General features: G+C 63.5%; 16 protein-coding genes. 8 read left to right on the top strand and 8 right to left on the bottom strand.

Going from position 1 to position 15,521, the window contains the following annotated elements:
• Positions 1-15 precede the first annotated feature (15 nt).
• Complete coding sequence (locus KO539_RS13655; RefSeq protein WP_219310146.1) at positions 16-1,059, top strand: histone deacetylase family protein; 1,044 nt, start codon at positions 16-18, stop codon at positions 1,057-1,059.
• Between the two features lie 82 nt (positions 1,060-1,141).
• Here KO539_RS13655 and KO539_RS13650 read toward each other — a convergent pair whose 3' ends face one another.
• Positions 1,142-1,924 (bottom strand): LytTR family DNA-binding domain-containing protein, encoded by a 783-nt coding sequence (locus KO539_RS13650; protein ID WP_219310145.1) that lies wholly within the window; start codon positions 1,922-1,924, stop codon positions 1,142-1,144.
• The gene (locus KO539_RS13645; protein WP_035823591.1) at positions 1,911-3,176 is read right to left on the bottom strand and encodes a histidine kinase; all 1,266 of its coding nucleotides are present in this window, start codon (positions 3,174-3,176) and stop codon (positions 1,911-1,913) included. The genes KO539_RS13650 and KO539_RS13645 overlap by 14 nt, the downstream gene beginning before the upstream one ends.
• A 285-nt stretch (positions 3,177-3,461) precedes the next feature.
• Between KO539_RS13645 and KO539_RS13640 the strand changes: the two genes are divergently transcribed.
• Entirely contained in the window at positions 3,462-3,887 is a 426-nt protein-coding gene (locus KO539_RS13640; protein WP_035823589.1) for an organic hydroperoxide resistance protein, read from the top strand.
• Positions 3,888-3,955: 68 nt separating this feature from the next.
• On the opposite strand, the gene KO539_RS13635 is transcribed toward KO539_RS13640, so the two are convergent.
• Positions 3,956-4,798, bottom strand: a complete 843-nt coding sequence (locus KO539_RS13635; RefSeq protein WP_257626288.1) for a type 1 glutamine amidotransferase domain-containing protein — start codon at positions 4,796-4,798, stop codon at positions 3,956-3,958.
• Positions 4,799-4,918: 120 nt separating this feature from the next.
• Here KO539_RS13635 and KO539_RS13630 point away from each other — a divergent pair, with 120 nt between their 5' ends.
• From KO539_RS13630 to KO539_RS13620, 3 genes are read left to right on the top strand one after another with little or no spacing between them, the layout of a single operon-like run.
• Positions 4,919-5,827: a LysR family transcriptional regulator gene (locus KO539_RS13630; RefSeq protein WP_219310143.1), complete on the top strand. Its 909-nt coding sequence runs from the start codon at positions 4,919-4,921 to the stop codon at positions 5,825-5,827.
• A gap of 40 nt (positions 5,828-5,867) precedes the next feature.
• Complete coding sequence (locus KO539_RS13625; RefSeq protein WP_219310142.1) at positions 5,868-6,344, top strand: GNAT family N-acetyltransferase; 477 nt, start codon at positions 5,868-5,870, stop codon at positions 6,342-6,344.
• On the top strand, positions 6,341-7,012 hold the full coding sequence (locus KO539_RS13620) for a diphthine--ammonia ligase (RefSeq protein WP_219310141.1): 672 nt from the start codon (positions 6,341-6,343) through the stop codon (positions 7,010-7,012). Before KO539_RS13625 ends, KO539_RS13620 begins: the two co-directional genes overlap by 4 nt.
• Positions 7,013-7,078: 66 nt before the next feature.
• Here KO539_RS13620 and KO539_RS13615 read toward each other — a convergent pair whose 3' ends face one another.
• Both KO539_RS13615 and KO539_RS13610 read right to left on the bottom strand, forming a co-directional pair.
• The gene (locus KO539_RS13615) at positions 7,079-7,555 is read right to left on the bottom strand and encodes an FKBP-type peptidyl-prolyl cis-trans isomerase (protein ID WP_257626287.1); all 477 of its coding nucleotides are present in this window, start codon (positions 7,553-7,555) and stop codon (positions 7,079-7,081) included.
• 145 nt (positions 7,556-7,700) lie between these two features.
• Entirely contained in the window at positions 7,701-9,578 is a 1,878-nt protein-coding gene (locus tag KO539_RS13610; RefSeq protein WP_035823576.1) for a potassium transporter Kup, read from the bottom strand.
• Between the two features lie 237 nt (positions 9,579-9,815).
• Between KO539_RS13610 and rarD the strand changes: the two genes are divergently transcribed.
• Together rarD and ettA are read left to right on the top strand one after the other, a co-directional pair.
• On the top strand, positions 9,816-10,700 hold the full coding sequence (gene rarD / locus KO539_RS13605; protein WP_219310140.1) for an EamA family transporter RarD: 885 nt from the start codon (positions 9,816-9,818) through the stop codon (positions 10,698-10,700).
• Between the two features lie 96 nt (positions 10,701-10,796).
• Entirely contained in the window at positions 10,797-12,467 is a 1,671-nt protein-coding gene (gene ettA, locus KO539_RS13600) for an energy-dependent translational throttle protein EttA (protein WP_219310139.1), read from the top strand.
• A 72-nt stretch (positions 12,468-12,539) separates the two neighbouring features.
• On the opposite strand, the gene KO539_RS13595 is transcribed toward ettA, so the two are convergent.
• A complete protein-coding gene (locus KO539_RS13595; protein ID WP_219310137.1) occupies positions 12,540-13,121 on the bottom strand; it encodes a porin family protein in 582 nt (193 codons plus the stop codon).
• A 223-nt stretch (positions 13,122-13,344) separates the two neighbouring features.
• Here KO539_RS13595 and KO539_RS13590 point away from each other — a divergent pair, with 223 nt between their 5' ends.
• On the top strand, positions 13,345-13,926 hold the full coding sequence (locus KO539_RS13590; protein ID WP_219310135.1) for a molybdopterin-dependent oxidoreductase: 582 nt from the start codon (positions 13,345-13,347) through the stop codon (positions 13,924-13,926).
• A 15-nt stretch (positions 13,927-13,941) separates the two neighbouring features.
• Here the strand turns inward: KO539_RS13590 and KO539_RS13585 are convergent, their stop codons facing one another.
• Both KO539_RS13585 and KO539_RS13580 read right to left on the bottom strand, forming a co-directional pair.
• Positions 13,942-14,304, bottom strand: coding sequence for a hypothetical protein (locus KO539_RS13585; protein WP_035823566.1), 363 nt, complete (start codon positions 14,302-14,304; stop codon positions 13,942-13,944).
• 386 nt (positions 14,305-14,690) lie between these two features.
• The gene (locus tag KO539_RS13580) at positions 14,691-15,518 is read right to left on the bottom strand and encodes a Rossmann-like and DUF2520 domain-containing protein (protein WP_099401144.1); all 828 of its coding nucleotides are present in this window, start codon (positions 15,516-15,518) and stop codon (positions 14,691-14,693) included.
• Between the last annotated feature and the right edge of the window lie 3 nt (positions 15,519-15,521).

Raw genomic sequence — 15,521 nt, 5'->3', positions numbered from 1 at the left:
TTCGCCTGGCGCCCCATGCTGACCTTCTACAATGAATTGCACGGCCAGCACCGGGGCCGCTTCGAATGGTTTCGCGGCGCCATGGTGCCCTGCTTCGAGGCACCGGAACGGGCCGACATGGTGGTGGCCGAACTGGGACGGCGCAACCTGGGCCGCATCGTCACGCCGCACGGCGTGCCGCTGACCTCGCTCGAGCGCATCCACACGCCCCGTTACCTGCATTTTTTGCGCCACGCCTGGCACGACTGGCTGGCGCTCGACCCCGACAACGCGGGCAAGGACGCCTTGCCATCCGTCTGGCCCGTGCGCACCTTGCGCAGCGACATCGAACCGGACGACTTCACGGCCAAGCTGGGCCTGTACTCGATGGACAACGGCACGCCGCTGACGGCCGGCACGTGGACGGCGGCCAAGACGGGCGCCGACTGCGCCGTCAACGCGGCCCACGCGCTGCGCCTGGGCGAGCGGGCCACGTTCGCCCTGACGCGCCCGCCGGGCCACCACGCGGGCAGCGACTTTTTTGGCGGCTACTGTTTCCTGAACAACGCGGCCCTGGCCGCGCAGCATCTGCTCGACGACGGCGCCCGCAAGGTCGCGATCCTCGATATCGATTACCACCACGGCAACGGCACGCAAAGCATCTTTTACCAGCGCGACGACGTGCTGTTCGCCTCCCTCCACGCCGACCCGCGCAACGAATATCCGTTTTACCTGGGCCACGCCGACGAGACGGGCAGCGGCGCGGGACTCGGCTACAACGTCAACCTGCCGCTGCCGGCCGGCAGCACCACGGCCAGCTGGTTCGCCGCGCTGGAAACGGCCTGCCTGCGCATCAATATGTATGCGCCCGACGCGCTGGTGGTCTCGCTCGGCGTGGATACTTTCGCCGGCGACCCGCTGTCGCACTTCGCCCTGCAAAGCGGCGACTACCTGCGCGTGGGCGAGCGCCTCGCGCATTTGAATTTGCCCACCGCCTTCATCCTCGAAGGCGGCTATGCGGTGAAGGAAATCGGCATCAATGTCGTCAATGTGCTGGAAGGTTTTGAGACGGCGGAGTAATTCTGGGGTCAGCCCCCCCCTCCACGTTGACGGTGAGCCTGGCGTTAGCGGTGTTGAGGGTCTGACCCCGGCTTTAGCAGCGCTACATATTCCGAAACAAACTCATGAACGGCTGGCTCACGGCCAGGGTTTCCGGCCGCGTCTTCAGGCGCAGGGCGCCGCGGCCCACCTCGTCGCGCGTGACCGACGCCACCATCTTCATGTTGACGATGGTGGAGCGGTGGATCTGTTTGAAGATGGCCGGATCGAGCACGTCGAGCAGTTCGCGGATCGGCTTGCGCAGCAGCGCCTCGCCTTCCGCCGTCATGACGGCCGTGTACTTGGTGTCGGACTGAAAATAGGCGATGTCTTCCACCATGATCAACCGCGTATCCTTGCCGCTGCTGGCCGTCAGCCACACCAGCGGCGGCGACTTGGCGGCGGCCGGCAAGGCACTGCTCAATTGCTGCAGCAGGCCGGCCAGCGCGCCATCACCCGCCCGGGTCTTGCCGGCCCGTGCCTGCACGCGCTGCAAGGTCGCCTGCAGGCGCTCGCGGGCGATCGGTTTCAACAGATAATCGACGGCGCCCTTGTCGAAGGCGTCGATCGCGTACTGGTCGTAGGCCGTGACGAACACCACCTGCGTGGCGGGACTCGCGTCGAGCACGCCGGCCGCCACTTCCAGCCCCGTCAAGCCCGGCATGCGGATGTCGAGAAAGGCGACGTCGGGCTTGTGCGTGGCGATGGCCTCGAGCGCCGTGCCGCCGTCGTCGCAGGCGGCGACGATGCGCAAGTTGGGCCACTCCTCGGCCAGCAGGGCCACCAGCGCATCGCGCAGCAGGGTTTCATCTTCGGCGATGACGCAAGTCATCTCAGGCTGATGCATGGGACACTCCTTGCGCCGTGCTGTCGGGCACCGTGATGGTGGCCGTCACGCCATCGGGGAAATTGGCGACGATGGCAAACGCGGCGGTATTGCCGTAGGTCAGGCGCAGGCGTTCGCGTACATTGCGCAGGCCGATGCCCGTGCCGGCGCCATCGTCGCTGAACCCCTTGCCGTCGTCGGCCACCGTAACGATCACCGTGCCATTGCCGCTGCGCGCCATGATCCAGATGGTGCCGCCGCCGCTTTTCGGCTCCAGGCCATGCTTGATGGCGTTTTCCACCAGGGTTTGCAGCATCATCGGCGGCAGCTCCGCCTGGCGCAGGTATTGCGGCACTTCGATCTGCAGGTTCAGGCGCCCGCCCATGCGGATTTTCAAAATATCGAGGTAGGCGCGCGCCCGTTCCAGCTCCGTGCCCAGGGTCGACATGGCTTGCTCCGTGCGCGGCAGCGAGTGGCGCAGGTACAGGATCAGGTTGCCCAGCATCTCGTCGGCGCGCACGGGGTCGCTGCGCGTGAGCAGCTGCGCGCTGGCCAGGGTGTTGTACAGGAAGTGCGGTTCCACCTGCGCATGCAGCAGGCTCAGCTTGGCCACCGTGAGTTCCTTTTCCGTCACCGTCTGGCGCGCCTCGGCCTGCTCGCCGCGCCGGCGCTGCGCCACACGGCGCGTCATCGCCCGCGTCACCGCTTCCGCGTTTTCCAGGTTGCTGCCATGGTCGACGAGGAACCAGTCCGTCCACGCGTTGCGCGCCGGTTCGCAGATCAGGGTCACGCTGCCCGCTTCGCCATTCGGCGTGACGGTGGCGAGGATCTGGTTCGGCCGCGGCTCGAGGAAACCCAGCAGGCGCATGCGGGGCAAGCCCGTGTGCGTGTACGGCGCCGCGCGGCGCACTCTAGCCTGTACCTGCAGGCTGTCGCGCGCGCTTTCGACCACTTCGCTGCCCGGCAGTTCGCGGATGGCCGCGTCGATCATGTCGAACGCCTCACCCGCCTCGAACGGAATCTCGATCTGGCGCCGCTGGCGGCTCGACAGGGTGCCGGCGTTGACGGTGCCGGCGATCAGGCGCACGCGCCGCACGTGCGAAAACGCATTCGTGATGACGGCGCTGGCCAGCAGCGCGCCAACGATGACAAAGAAGCCTTCCGTGTGCCCGAAGATATAGCGCAAGAAATTCTCGACCAGGATCGCCGTGGCGATGATGTAGGCGACCATCGTGGCCACGGTGATGCGCAGGATAAAGAAGAGGCTAGTCATGATTTTTCCTTGGGGTGTGAAGTGGAGCCAAGCATAACCATCGGCCCCACCGGCGGTGGCCATTATGCGATGGAAGCCAGGTAGTGGCGACAAAGGCATCAAAATAAAGCATCAATATGCGCCGCTCTGAAATAAAATCGCTTGCAATTAAATAGTACACGATATATATTGTGTACATGGACGCCGGCAAACGCTTCTGCAGACAGGCATCCTGGGGTGACAGCCCACGAAACAAGTAGCACACTATTTAGTCGTTAACTATTTAACTCACCGAGGAAAACCATCATGTCGATCAAACAAGTCCTGTACCGCGCTCAAGCTACCGCCACCGGAGGCCGCGAAGGCCGTGCCGTATCGTCCGACAATGTGCTGGACGTCAAGCTGACCACGCCAAAAGAACTGGGCGGCAATGGCGCCGTCGGCACCAATCCGGAACAACTGTTTGCCGCCGGCTACTCGGCCTGCTTCATCGGCGCCATGAAATTCGTCGGCGGCCGCGACAAGATCGCCCTGCCAGCGGACCTGTCCATCGAAGGCAACGTCGGCATCGGCGCCATCGACACGGGCTTCGGCATCGAAGTGGAACTGAAAATCTCGCTGCCAGGCATGGAACGCGCCGCCGCCGAAGCGCTGGTCGCCGCCGCCCACATCGTGTGCCCGTACTCGAACGCCACGCGCGGCAATATCGACGTCACCCTGACGATCGTGTAATCCCCGCTGCACGCACTGCCTCCCCGGCCGCGCCCTGGCGCCGCCGGGGATTTTTCGTTAACGAGACGTTAACGAGACACCTGCAGCGCCTGCAGCAGCTTGTCCGCCAGGGCCGGCGCCGAGGCGGGATTCTGTCCCGTGATCAGTTCACGGTCGACCACCACGTTGCTGCTCCACGGCGCCTGGTTCTGCACATACTGCGCGCCGGCCGCCTGCAAGCCCGACTGCGGATAGAACTTCATCGTTCCGCCCTGCAGCGCGCCCTGCGCCGCCAACTCTTCCTGATTGCTGATCACCGTCATGCGGTAGCCGCTGTAGATCCAGTCCGCCGGGGTGGGCGGCGTGCGGCCCGCTTCCAGCGCGGCCGCAAACGCTGCCGCCTGCGGCAAGGCCGACAGCAAAGCGATGGGGCCGTGGCACAGCAGCGCCGTCGGCTTGCCGTCCGCGTGGAACTGGCGCAGCAAGGCGCCCAGCCTGGCATCCTTCAACAGATCCTGCATCGGCGCGTGGCCGCCCGGCACCAGCACGGCCGCGTAGTGGCCATAGCCGATCTGCTCCACCCGTTTCAGGCTGATCACGGGCGAGCGGCCCGGCACCGTCAGCGCCAGCTGGTCCAGCAACGCCTTGTGCGCCGCGTGCGCGGCCGCGTCGCCGCCAAAGTAGTCGACCGTATCCGAGCTGGCGTCCAGCGTGGGCGCCTGGCCCTGCGGCGTGGCGAACGTCACCGTGTGGCCCGCGTCGAGCAGTTTTTTCACGGGCTGCATCAATTCATTCAGATAAAAGCCCGTCGGGAAGACCTTGCCGTCGCGCAAGTCGAGGTGATTGGCGTCCGACAGCACGACGAGGACCTCGGCCGCCTGGGCGGTGGAAAAGGCGGCCAGCAACAGGCTGCTGATCAGTATTTTTTTCATGGTGTGGCCTTTCTGTAGAGAGGTCACCAGCATATTCCGAATCAAAATGGAGAAAAATGATGAATAATGCACAGCACTGATGCGTAATACGACTGAATAAAATCTCTGACTGGAACCGACATGGACAAATTGCAGGCGATGCAGCTGTTTCGCCGCGTGGCCGAGCTGGGCAGCTTTCGCCGCGCCGCCGATGAACTGGACTTGTCGGCCTCCTATGTGAGCCGGCGCATCGGCCAGCTGGAGCAGGAACTGGGTGGGCGCCTGATGACGCGCACCACGCGCCAGCTGGCCCTGACGGAAACGGGCGCCGCCTACCTTGAGCATTGCCGCAAGCTGCTCGACGAACTGGCGCAGGCGGAAGACATGGTGGCACACTCGACGGCGCACGTGACGGGCCGCCTGCGCATCAATGCGCCGCTGACCCTGGGCGTGGGCGAGCTGGCCGAAGGCCTGGCCGATTTCATGGCCGACTGGCCAGCCTTGCGCCTGGACGTCGACCTGAAGGATGAATACGTGGACCTGGCGGCGGCCAACTACGACCTGGGTTTTCGCGTCACCACCGCGCTCAACGATTCGAGCTATGTGGCGCGCCACATCCACGACTACCGCCTGCACATCTGCTGCGCGCCGGCCTACCTGGAACGCCACGGCCCCTTGCGGGAAGCCACGGACTTGACGCGCCAGCGCTGCTTCATCTACAGCCACGCGCTGTTCGGCAGCCGCTGGCCGCTGCGCCATGCGGGACCGCACAGCGACATCGAAGTGCCGAACTGGGTGCGCACGAACAACACCCTGTTCATGCGCAGCCTGATCCTGCGCGGCCTGGGCATCGGCATCCTGCCCACCTTCGTCTGCCGCGAGGAACTGGCCAGCGGCGCCCTGGTCGAGCTGTTTCCGGACATCGAGCGCCCCAGCCTGGCGCTGTTCGCCATCTATCCGTCGCGCCAGCTGGTGGCGCCCCGCGTGACGCGCTGCATCGAGCACCTGAAGCAGTGGTATGCGCAGCGCTATCCCGCGCCGGCGGTCTGAAGCCGGTAAAATCATGGCCACTCTCAATCAAGGATGACCCATGATCAGCTGGCAATGGAACACGTTCGACGAACTCGGCCCCCACGATTTGTACCAGGTGCTGGCCTTGCGCCAGCGCGTGTTCGTCATCGAACAGCAGTGCATTTACCCGGACCTGGACGGCCATGACCAGCAAGCCATGCATTTGCTGGGCTGGCAAACGGTCGATGGCCAACGCCGGCTGGCCGCCTACCTGCGCGTGCTGGCACCGGGCGCCAAGTATGTGGAAATGTCGCTGGGCCGCGTGCTGACGGCGCCCGAGGCGCGCACCACGGGCGCCGGCAAGCAGCTATTGCTTGAGGGCATCGCGCGCGCCGAACGCCAGCACCCCGGCCACGCCATCCGCATCGGCGCGCAGCAGTACCTGGAGCGCTTCTATCAATCCTTCGGCTTTGTCACCGTCAGCGCACCGTACGACGAAGACGGCATTGAGCACGTCGACATGCTGCGCGCGGTGGCGCCGGGAGTGGCGGCATGACGACGGCCCTGATTTCCTGGAGCGGCGGCAAGGATTCCTGCCTGGCCCTGTGGCGCGCGCGCAACGCCGGCATAGCCGTTCCCCTGTTAATCACGGCCATGGATGAAGACGGCCGCAAGTCGCGCTCGCACGGCGTGCCGCCCGAGCTGCTTGAGGTGCAGGCGGCCAGCCTGGGCGCGCGCCTGCAGCGCTATCACGCCAGCTGGGCCAGCTACGAAGAGCAATTCATCGCCATGCTGCGCGCGGCCAAGGCCGAGGGCATCGATCATGCGCTGTTTGGCGACATCGACCTGCAGCCGCACCGCGACTGGGAAGAAAAAGTCTGTGCGGCCGCCGGCCTGACGGCCCACCTGCCCCTGTGGGGCGGGGATCGCCGCGCGCTGGTCGACGAATTTCTCGCCGCCGGCTTCAAGGCCATCGTCGTGTGCATCAACGGCCAGCACCTGCCGCGCGCATTTTGCGGGCGCGAGTTCGACGCCGCCTTTCTGGCCGACCTGCCGCCCGGCGTCGACGCCTGCGGCGAAAACGGCGAATTCCACACCTTCGTCTACGACGGCCCCGCCTTCAGCGCACCGGTGGCGCTGCGCCGCACGCAAGTGCTGCAATATGACGCACCAGCCAATCTGGGCGGCGCCACGTACTACTTCCAGGAACTGGCGCCCGCCTGACTCCGCCGCAAAAGCAAAAAGGGCGACTCCATGGAGTCGCCCTTTGTCCGTGCACCTTGCGCGTGCTTACTTTTTCTCTACTTTTCGCAGCGTGATGTCGAACACCAGGCCAGCGTAAGGCGGGATCACCACCGCACCCGTCGCGTCACGGGTGCCGCCAACGCCATAGCCCAGGTCATACGGAATGAGCAGGCGGCGCGTGCCACCCTCTTGCATGCCGACCAGGCCACGGTCCCAGCCCAGAATCATTTTGCCGATGCCGAGGATAAACGTAAAACTTTTGGGAGGGAGTGTCGCATCGAACTGCGCGCCTTTGCCATCCGGCTTGCTCGCGTCATACAGCCAGCCCGTGTAGACCACCGTCAAGGTATCGCCCGCGGCGGCGGCCGTGCCGGTGCCTTTCACCAGGTCAGGAAAAATGAATTCTTTGACTTGCGTGTTCGGGTCAAGCACGACCGGCTTCTCGGTGTTGGCAGCAGCGCCACAAGCGGTCAGGGCCACGGCGCAAGCGAGGGTGGCGATCATTTGAAATACCGATTTCATGGTTTCCCTTTAAATATTGGTGTGTGGCTAAGTCCGTACGGTGCGGACCGGTACGGGCTGGAGTTTAACAGGACTCGCGTAGCCCATTTGTAAGCAGACGTAAGCAGGGCAATAAATGTGTCTCGATGCAACATTGACACAATATCTATATTTCCACCTGCGTGCCCAGTTCGATCACCCGGTTGCTCGGAATCTGATAGTAGTCGGCCGCCGTGCGCGCATTGCGCGACATGGTGACGAACAGGTGTTCGCGCCACGGCATCATGCCGGCACCGGGCGTCGAGATGATGGTCTGGCGCGCGATGAAGAACGACGTCTCCATCATCTCGAAATCGAGTCCCTGCTGCGCGCACTGCGCCAGCGCGGATGGAATATCCGGTTCATCCTTGAAGCCGTAATGCACATTCACCTGGTAGCACTGGTGGCCCAGGTCCACCACGCGCACGCGCTCCGATGGCGCCACCCACGGCTCTTCATGCATGAAAACGGTCAGGAAGATCACCCGTTCATGCAACACCTTGTTGTGCAGCAAGTTATGCAGCAACGCATGCGGCACGCCATCCGTTTCGCCGCGCAGGAAGATGGCCGTGCCGGGCACGCGCAGCGGCGGCGCGATGAACAGCGACGAGAGGAAATCGTCGAGCGGAATCGCATGCTTTTCCAGGTTCTGGAACACCAGCTGGCGGCCGCGCTTCCAGGTCAGCATGACGATGAACAAAATCGAGCCCAGCAGCAGCGGGAACCAGCCGCCATGGAACAGTTTCAGGGCAGTCGCCGACACCAGGTTGACGTCGATGATCAGGAAAAAACCCGTGGCGGCCCAGCACAGGGCCAGGTTCATCTTCCAGCGGTAGCGGATGACGAAGAACGTCAGGATGGTGGTCGACAGCATCGTGGCCGTGACGGCGATGCCGTAGGCGGCGGCCAGGTTTTCCGAGGAACCGAAGCCGATGACAGCCAGCAACACCACGGCCAGCTGCAGCCAGTTCACGGCAGGGATGTAAATCTGCCCGATTTCGCTTTCCGACGTGTGGCGCACGCGCATGCGCGGCAAGAAGCCCAGCGCGATCGCTTGCTTGGTCATCGAGAAGGTGCCGGAAATGGTTGCCTGCGAGGCGATCACCGTGGCCATGGTCGACAGGATCACCAGCGGGTACACGCTCCACGCGCCCAGCTGCTGGTAAAACGGATTCGTGACGGCTTCCGGATGGGCCAGCAGCAGACCACCCTGGCCCAGGTAATTCAGCGCCAGCGCGGGAAAGGCGATCAGGAACCAGGCCAGGCGGATCGGCTTCTTGCCGAAGTGGCCCATGTCGGCGTACAGCGCCTCGGCGCCCGTCAGCGCCAGCACCACGGCACCCAGGGCAACGAAGGCAACGAAGCCGTTATTCATCAGGAAGGTCGCCGCGTGCAGGGGATTGAGCGCGGCCAGGATGGCCGGCGACTTGATGATGTTGACCACGCCCATGCCGGCCAGCGCGGCAAACCACAGCACCATGATGGGGGCAAAATAGCGGCCGATGCCGGCCGTGCCATGCGACTGCACCGAATACAGCGCCACCAGCACCACCATCGTCAGCGGTACCACATACGGACTGAAGGCGGGCGTGGCCACTTCCAGGCCCTCGATCGCCGACAGCACGGAAATGGCCGGCGTGATCACGCTGTCGCCATAGAACAGAGTGGCGCCGAAGACGCCGATCACCATCAGCGGGAAATGCCAGCGCGACAGGCGGCTGACGGACGACAGCACCAGCGCCATCAAGGCCATGATGCCGCCCTCGCCGCGGTTGTCGGCGCGCAGCACCAGGGTCACGTACTTGAGCGAGACGATCAGGGTCAGGCCCCAGAAGATCAGCGAAACGATGCCCAGCAGGTTCTCTGGCGACAGCAGCAGGCCGTGGGCCGGGTCGAAGACCGTTTTGAGGGTGTACAGCGGACTGGTGCCGATATCGCCGTAAACGATGCCGACGGCCGCCAGGGTCATGCCGGCAAGGCCGCTTTTTTTATGTTCCGACGTCAAGATTGCACCCGTTTTTGTTTTGTTGCATCGCACAATATGATAGGTATTAGCAAATAGCAAGAGTATTTTTGCATGGTCCCGGGCTGCCCCAAAGTCGTGGTTTTATGCCGCTCCGCCTTGCTGCGCGGGCTTGCGGCCATTGATTTGTTGCCATTCTACGCCTCGCCAGCGGCGCCGGGCAGCCCCCGATGTTTTCCGCCATAATGACAGACTGTCTACTCTCCAGCGAAGCCCATCATGAATCCAGGCATGTTGTACGCCTCCCTCGCCTTCCTGTGCTGGGGCCTGTTCCCCCTGTACTTTCACGCCATCGGCGAGATCGCGCCGCAGGAAATCCTGGCGCACCGCATGGTCTGGTCGCTCTTGTTCCTCGGTATCGTGCTGACCGTGCGCCGCCAATGGAGCTGGCTGGGCAGCCTGAAAGCGCAGCCCAGGGTGGTGGCCAGCTTCGTCGCCAGTGCGTTTTTGCTCTCCGCCAACTGGTTCATCTATATCTGGGCCGTCAACAACGGCCACGTGGTCGACGCCAGCCTCGGTTACTTCATTACGCCCCTGATCAATGTCATGCTGGGCTTTTTGCTGCTGCACGAACGCCTGCGCCGCCTGCAGTGGCTGGCCATCGGCCTGGCCGCCTGCGGCGTGGCCTGGCTCACCTGGCAGGCGGGGCAAGTGCCCTGGATCGCCCTGCTGCTGGCGGCCACGTTTGGCGGCTATGGCTTGCTGCGCAAGACGGCCGCGCTCGGTGCGCTGGAAGGCCTGTCGTTCGAAACATTGATTCTGTTCCCTCTGGCGCTGGCCTACATGCTGTGGCTGGGCTGGCATGGCCAGAGCGGCTTCGTCAATACAGATTCCACCGCCACGCGCGCGCTGCTGCTGGCGTCCGGCCCCATCACGGCCATTCCCCTGCTGCTGTTTGCCGCCGGCGCGCGCCGCCTGCCGCTGGCCGTATTGGGCTTGCTGCAATACATCGCCCCCACGGGCCAGCTCCTGATCGGCGTGTGGGTCTTTCACGAATCGTTCACCCAAGAGCGCATGCTGGGCTTCCTCGTCATCTGGACGGCGCTGGGCCTGTATGCGGCCGAAGGGCTGTGGACGGCCCGCAAGGCGCGCGCCAGCACTTAGTCTTCCCCTCGCGTCCGTTTCCGCAGCGCGCAGCGCTGGCCGGAAGCGGGCGTTTACCGTATCCTGTCCGTCTTTGTATATCACCCGAGATTTCTAATGGCAAATTACGTCTACACCATGAATCGCGTGGGCAAAATCGTCCCGCCCAAGCGCCAGATTCTGAAAGATATTTCCCTGTCCTTCTTCCCAGGCGCGAAGATCGGCGTGCTGGGCCTGAACGGCTCCGGCAAATCGACCCTGCTGAAAATCATGGCAGGCATCGACACCGACATCCAGGGCGAAGCCGTGCCGATGCCGGGCCTGAACATCGGCTACCTGCCGCAGGAACCGCAGCTGGACCCGGAAAAAACCGTGCGCCAGGAAGTGGAATCGGGCCTGGGCGAAGTGTTTGAGGCGCAAGCCAAGCTGGAAGCCGTGTACGCCGCGTATGCCGAGGAAGACGCCGATTTCGACGCCCTGGCCACGGAACAGGCACGCCTGGAAGCGATCATCTCGACGTCCGACGGCGGCAATCTGAATCTGCAGCTGGAAATGGCCGCCGACGCGCTGCGCCTGCCGCCATGGGACGCCAAGGTCGGCGTGCTGTCCGGCGGTGAAAAGCGCCGCGTGGCGCTGTGCAAGCTGCTGCTGTCCAAGCCCGACATGCTGCTGCTCGACGAACCGACCAACCATCTGGATGCGGAATCGGTCGACTGGCTGGAACAATTCCTGCTGCGCTTCCCCGGCACCGTGGTGGCCATCACCCATGACCGCTACTTCCTCGACAACGCGGCAGAGTGGATCCTGGAACTGGACCGCGGCAGCGGCATTCCATGGAAGGGTAACTACTCGACCTGGCTGGAGCAGAAGCAAGCCCGCCTGAAGCAGGAAGAATCGACGGAATCGGCGCGCCAGAAGGCGCTGCAAAAGGAATTGGAATGGTCGCGCCAGAACCCGAAAGCGCGCCAGGCCAAGTCGAAAGCCCGCCTGGCCCGCTTCAACGAGCTGTCCGAGCACGAATACCAGAAACGCAACGAAACGCAAGAGATCTTCATTCCCGTGGCCGAACGCCTGGGCAATGACGTCATCGAGTTCAAGAACGTGTCGAAAGCGTTCGGTGACCGCCTGCTGATCGACAACCTGAGCTTTACCGTGCCGCCAGGCGCCATCGTCGGCATCATCGGCCCCAACGGCGCCGGTAAGTCGACCCTGTTCAAGATGATCACCGGCAAGGAAACACCGGACAGCGGCGAAGTGGCCATCGGCCAGACGGCGCGCGTCTCCATCGTCGACCAGAATCGCGGCGACTCGCTGTCGGACGGCAAGACCGTCTTCCAGGACGTGTGCGGCGGCGCCGACATGTTGACGGTCGGCCGCTTCGAAATGCCGTCGCGCGCCTACCTGGGCCGCTTCAACTTCAAGGGCGGCGACCAGCAAAAAATCGTCGGCAATCTGTCCGGCGGTGAACGTGGCCGTCTGCACCTGGCAAAAACCCTGCTGATGGGCGGCAACGTCCTGCTGCTCGATGAACCGTCGAACGATCTGGACGTGGAAACCTTGCGCGCGCTGGAAGACGCCTTGCTGGAATTTGCCGGCAGCGTGATGGTCATCTCGCATGATCGCTGGTTCCTCGACCGTATCGCCACGCACATCCTGGCATTCGAAGGCGATTCGCAGGTCACCTTCTTTGACGGCAACTATCAGGAATACGAAGCCGACAAGAAGAAACGCCTCGGTGACGAAGGCGCGAAACCAAAACGTATCCGCTACAAGCCCTTGACCACGTAATTTCGGTCCGGCCATGCAAAAAGGCAGTTACCTCGCGGTAACTGCCTTTTTTTTCAGCAAACTTCCGGTGAATTAGAAGTTGTAGCGTGCGCCAAGGGCCAGGCCGGTAGCCTTGCGGCCCTGGTCGGCGCTCTTGCCGAAGTGTTCCACTTCCGCCGTCAGCGAGACTTTCTCGTTGATCGCGTACTGGGCGCCAACGGAAGCGTATACGCCCGTCTTGTCGTTGCCGCTGATGCCGGTCGACAGACCCGTGCCGCTCAAGCTGTTCTTGACCTTGGCCACGCCCAGCTTGCCGAATACGCCGACCTTGTCGGTCACGGGCATGGTGGCCTTGCCGGCCAGGTAGTAGCCGTGCGAGTCGCTTTTCACGGAACCGTTGCCGGCGCCGGTGACATAGCTGTAATCCTTGCTGCCGAAATCGGCATAGCCGCCCTCGACCGCCCAGGTTTTATCGAAATCGTAACCGGCGAAGATCTTGGCGCCAGCCTTGTAGCCGCTGTGATTATCGGCGCTGGTGGCGCCAGGAATATCGAAGTTATAGCGGTTGCCCGTGACGCCAGCACCCACATAGGCGCCCTCGGCGTGGGCGGCGCTCATGCCGGTGAATGCGGTAACGGAAGCGATCATTGCAAACAGGATTTTCTTCTTCATCATGTTCTCTCTCAAATTAGTGAATGGTGCCTGGATTCGCAGTTCAGCGAAGTGCGATGAGGACACAATAACAGCCGAAAAAAGCTACGTCTTTCTCCATTGCGTAAGAACTGTGACAAGATGTAAGCCAACATTCCAAACTGACAATAACCGTAAAATGCGCACCGTTGAGCGAACTTAAGATAGACTTAAGAACTTTAGCGATTTCAGCCCAGAGGAGAAGTGCATGCACAAACGCCAGTTTCTCGCCGCCGCCATGGCCAGCGCGGCCCTGCCCGCCATCGCCCGGGCGGCGCCCGCCGGCCTGCGCGGTCCTGCCTTGCTGACCATCACGGGCAGCATCGACAAGCCGAACCGGGGTCCGTTCGACGCCGTGCGCGACCAGATGATGCACAAGCAAAAGATCAGTTTTGAGCGGGCGCGGGCCTTCGACTTCGCGGCGCTGGCGAACTTGCCGGCGCGCACCATCCACCCCACCCTGGAATACGATGGCAAGACACACGCCCTGCGCGGGCCGTTGCTGGTCGATGTCTTGAAGGCGGCGGGTGCGCCCGAGGAAGATGCCGTACGGCTAGTGCTGCGTGCCGTGGATGGCTATGCGGCGGCGCTGACCATGGCGCAAGCGCGCACGCAGCGTTTTATCGTCGCCACCCACCTGGACGGGCAGGCGATGGCGCTGGGCGGCCTGGGGCCGCTATGGGCGATCCACGATGCGGACCGCATCGCGCCCGTGGCGGCCCTGCCCCTGGCCGAACGTTTCGCCAGCTGCCCATGGGCGCTATATCACATTGGCGTGGAGGCGGGTTGAAGCGGTTGAGGCAGATTAAGCGTAGGCTTCCGCCATCGACATAACCCGTGGCGTAATAACGATGCCATGCTCCTCGAACAGCGCCGTGATGGCCGCCAGGTTGTGCGTGCACTCCTCGGTTTTCCAGCCTTTGAAGATATCCGTGCCATCTTTCTGGAAATGCAGGTCCAGCACTTTGCCCCCATCCTTGTGCAGGTAGGGCGAACTATAGGTGTTCTCGAAGCCGAGCACCTTCAATTGCCCCAGCAAGGCTGATGGTGGCTGGTCGGGATCGGTGGCGAGGAAAATGCCGAAGGTCTTGCCTGGTGGTTTGGCGGCGATGTCGACCTCGTAGATGCCCGGGGCCTTGCTGACGGACGTACTCTTTAAAAATAACATACAACACTCCCTGCGCGTAATGTCCCGCGCCTGAAACGGGCGGCAAGACAGGGGCGATGCGCAATGATTCCCCTCAACAAATCTTATTGCTTATTTGCATCTTTGTCGACAAATCGGCACTTTTATTTGGTAAGTCGTGGTTATCTTGTCGCGTTCGCCAGCGTAAATTATCAAGAAAGCCAGTTATCATTGCGCCAATACCCGCCCTGCTGCATGCTTTTGGCTTGCGTCACGATTGCCTTTGCGCCGGCCGCCCCTCGTCTGCATGCGTCTTCTGTCGATCAAGTACCGCCTGCTCATCGTCCTGCCCTTGATCCTGGGGGCGGGTTACATGGCCACCAGCCAGGCCAAGGAGCAAGGCCGCAACGGTGGGCACGCCGCCTGAGTCATTTCCCGCGCTTGCGTCTGGCCAGATCCTGCGTGGGCGCCACCAGCGCCCGGTATAACTCGCCCGTGGCGGCATCCCAGCTTTGCACGGCCAGCTGCTGGCGTTGCACGGTGGCCGAATCACCGCGCGCGATGGGGCCGGACAGCGCCGGCGCGGCGCCCAGGCGGAATACATTGGCCACCGCCTCAGTCACCAGCGGCTGCGCCAGTTCGCGCGCCACCGGCTCGGGAATGCCGGCCGCCTGGTAGGCGCGCAAGGCGGCGTCGAGCACCGTCACCAGATAATTGCTGGCAAAGACGGCGGCGGCGTGATACAGGGTCTTGGCGGCCGGATCGATGGGCACGGGGCGCGCGCCGATGGCGTTCAAGGCCGGCGTGAGGAAGGCCAGCGCCAGCGGGTCGCCTTCGACGCCGCAAAACGTGCCGTCAAAGGTGGCGGCCACTTGTGCCGGATCGGCAAAGCTGCGGATCGGGTGGGCGCTGGCGACAAACGCGCCGGCCTGCGTGGCCGCCAGCAGCACGTTCGAGGCCAGCGCGCCGCTGCAGTGAAACACGATGGCGCCCGCTTGCCGTCCCTCGGCCACCAGCGCCGCGCAGGCCGGGCCGATCTGGTCGTCGGACACGGCCAGCAGGGTGACGTCGGCGTGGCGCAAGGCCGCATAGCTGTCGACGGGCGTGCCGGCGCCGATGAAAGCGACGGCCGCCTGCGCCGAGGCCAACGAGCGCGTGAGCACGTCCTGCACGGCGACGCCTTCCACGCCGGCGAACAGACGGCCCAGCACGCGGCCCACGTGGCCGGCGCCGATGATATTCAAAGTGACGTTCATGAT

Source organism: Janthinobacterium sp. NKUCC06_STL (genome assembly GCF_019345455.1).
GTDB lineage: Bacteria > Pseudomonadota > Gammaproteobacteria > Burkholderiales > Burkholderiaceae_D > Janthinobacterium > Janthinobacterium rivuli.
The sequence above is the reverse complement of the archived record's forward strand: the minus strand, read 5'-3'. Positions and strand labels throughout refer to the sequence as shown.

Bases quoted from the DNA above. Each gene is read 5' to 3' on its own strand.
- KO539_RS13655 (WP_219310146.1), top strand. From the start codon at position 16: ATGCTGACCTTCTACAATGAATTGCACGGCCAGCACCGGGGCCGCTTC.
- KO539_RS13650 (WP_219310145.1), bottom strand. From the start codon at position 1,924: ATGCATCAGCCTGAGATGACTTGCGTCATCGCCGAAGATGAAACCCTG.
- KO539_RS13645 (WP_035823591.1), bottom strand. From the start codon at position 3,176: ATGACTAGCCTCTTCTTTATCCTGCGCATCACCGTGGCCACGATGGTC.
- KO539_RS13640 (WP_035823589.1), top strand. From the start codon at position 3,462: ATGTCGATCAAACAAGTCCTGTACCGCGCTCAAGCTACCGCCACCGGA.
- KO539_RS13635 (WP_257626288.1), bottom strand. From the start codon at position 4,798: ATGAAAAAAATACTGATCAGCAGCCTGTTGCTGGCCGCCTTTTCCACC.
- KO539_RS13630 (WP_219310143.1), top strand. From the start codon at position 4,919: ATGGACAAATTGCAGGCGATGCAGCTGTTTCGCCGCGTGGCCGAGCTG.
- KO539_RS13625 (WP_219310142.1), top strand. From the start codon at position 5,868: ATGATCAGCTGGCAATGGAACACGTTCGACGAACTCGGCCCCCACGAT.
- KO539_RS13620 (WP_219310141.1), top strand. From the start codon at position 6,341: ATGACGACGGCCCTGATTTCCTGGAGCGGCGGCAAGGATTCCTGCCTG.
- KO539_RS13615 (WP_257626287.1), bottom strand. From the start codon at position 7,555: ATGAAATCGGTATTTCAAATGATCGCCACCCTCGCTTGCGCCGTGGCC.
- rarD (WP_219310140.1), top strand. From the start codon at position 9,816: ATGAATCCAGGCATGTTGTACGCCTCCCTCGCCTTCCTGTGCTGGGGC.
- ettA (WP_219310139.1), top strand. From the start codon at position 10,797: ATGGCAAATTACGTCTACACCATGAATCGCGTGGGCAAAATCGTCCCG.
- KO539_RS13595 (WP_219310137.1), bottom strand. From the start codon at position 13,121: ATGATGAAGAAGAAAATCCTGTTTGCAATGATCGCTTCCGTTACCGCA.
- KO539_RS13590 (WP_219310135.1), top strand. From the start codon at position 13,345: ATGCACAAACGCCAGTTTCTCGCCGCCGCCATGGCCAGCGCGGCCCTG.
- KO539_RS13585 (WP_035823566.1), bottom strand. From the start codon at position 14,304: ATGTTATTTTTAAAGAGTACGTCCGTCAGCAAGGCCCCGGGCATCTAC.
- KO539_RS13580 (WP_099401144.1), bottom strand. From the start codon at position 15,518: ATGAACGTCACTTTGAATATCATCGGCGCCGGCCACGTGGGCCGCGTG.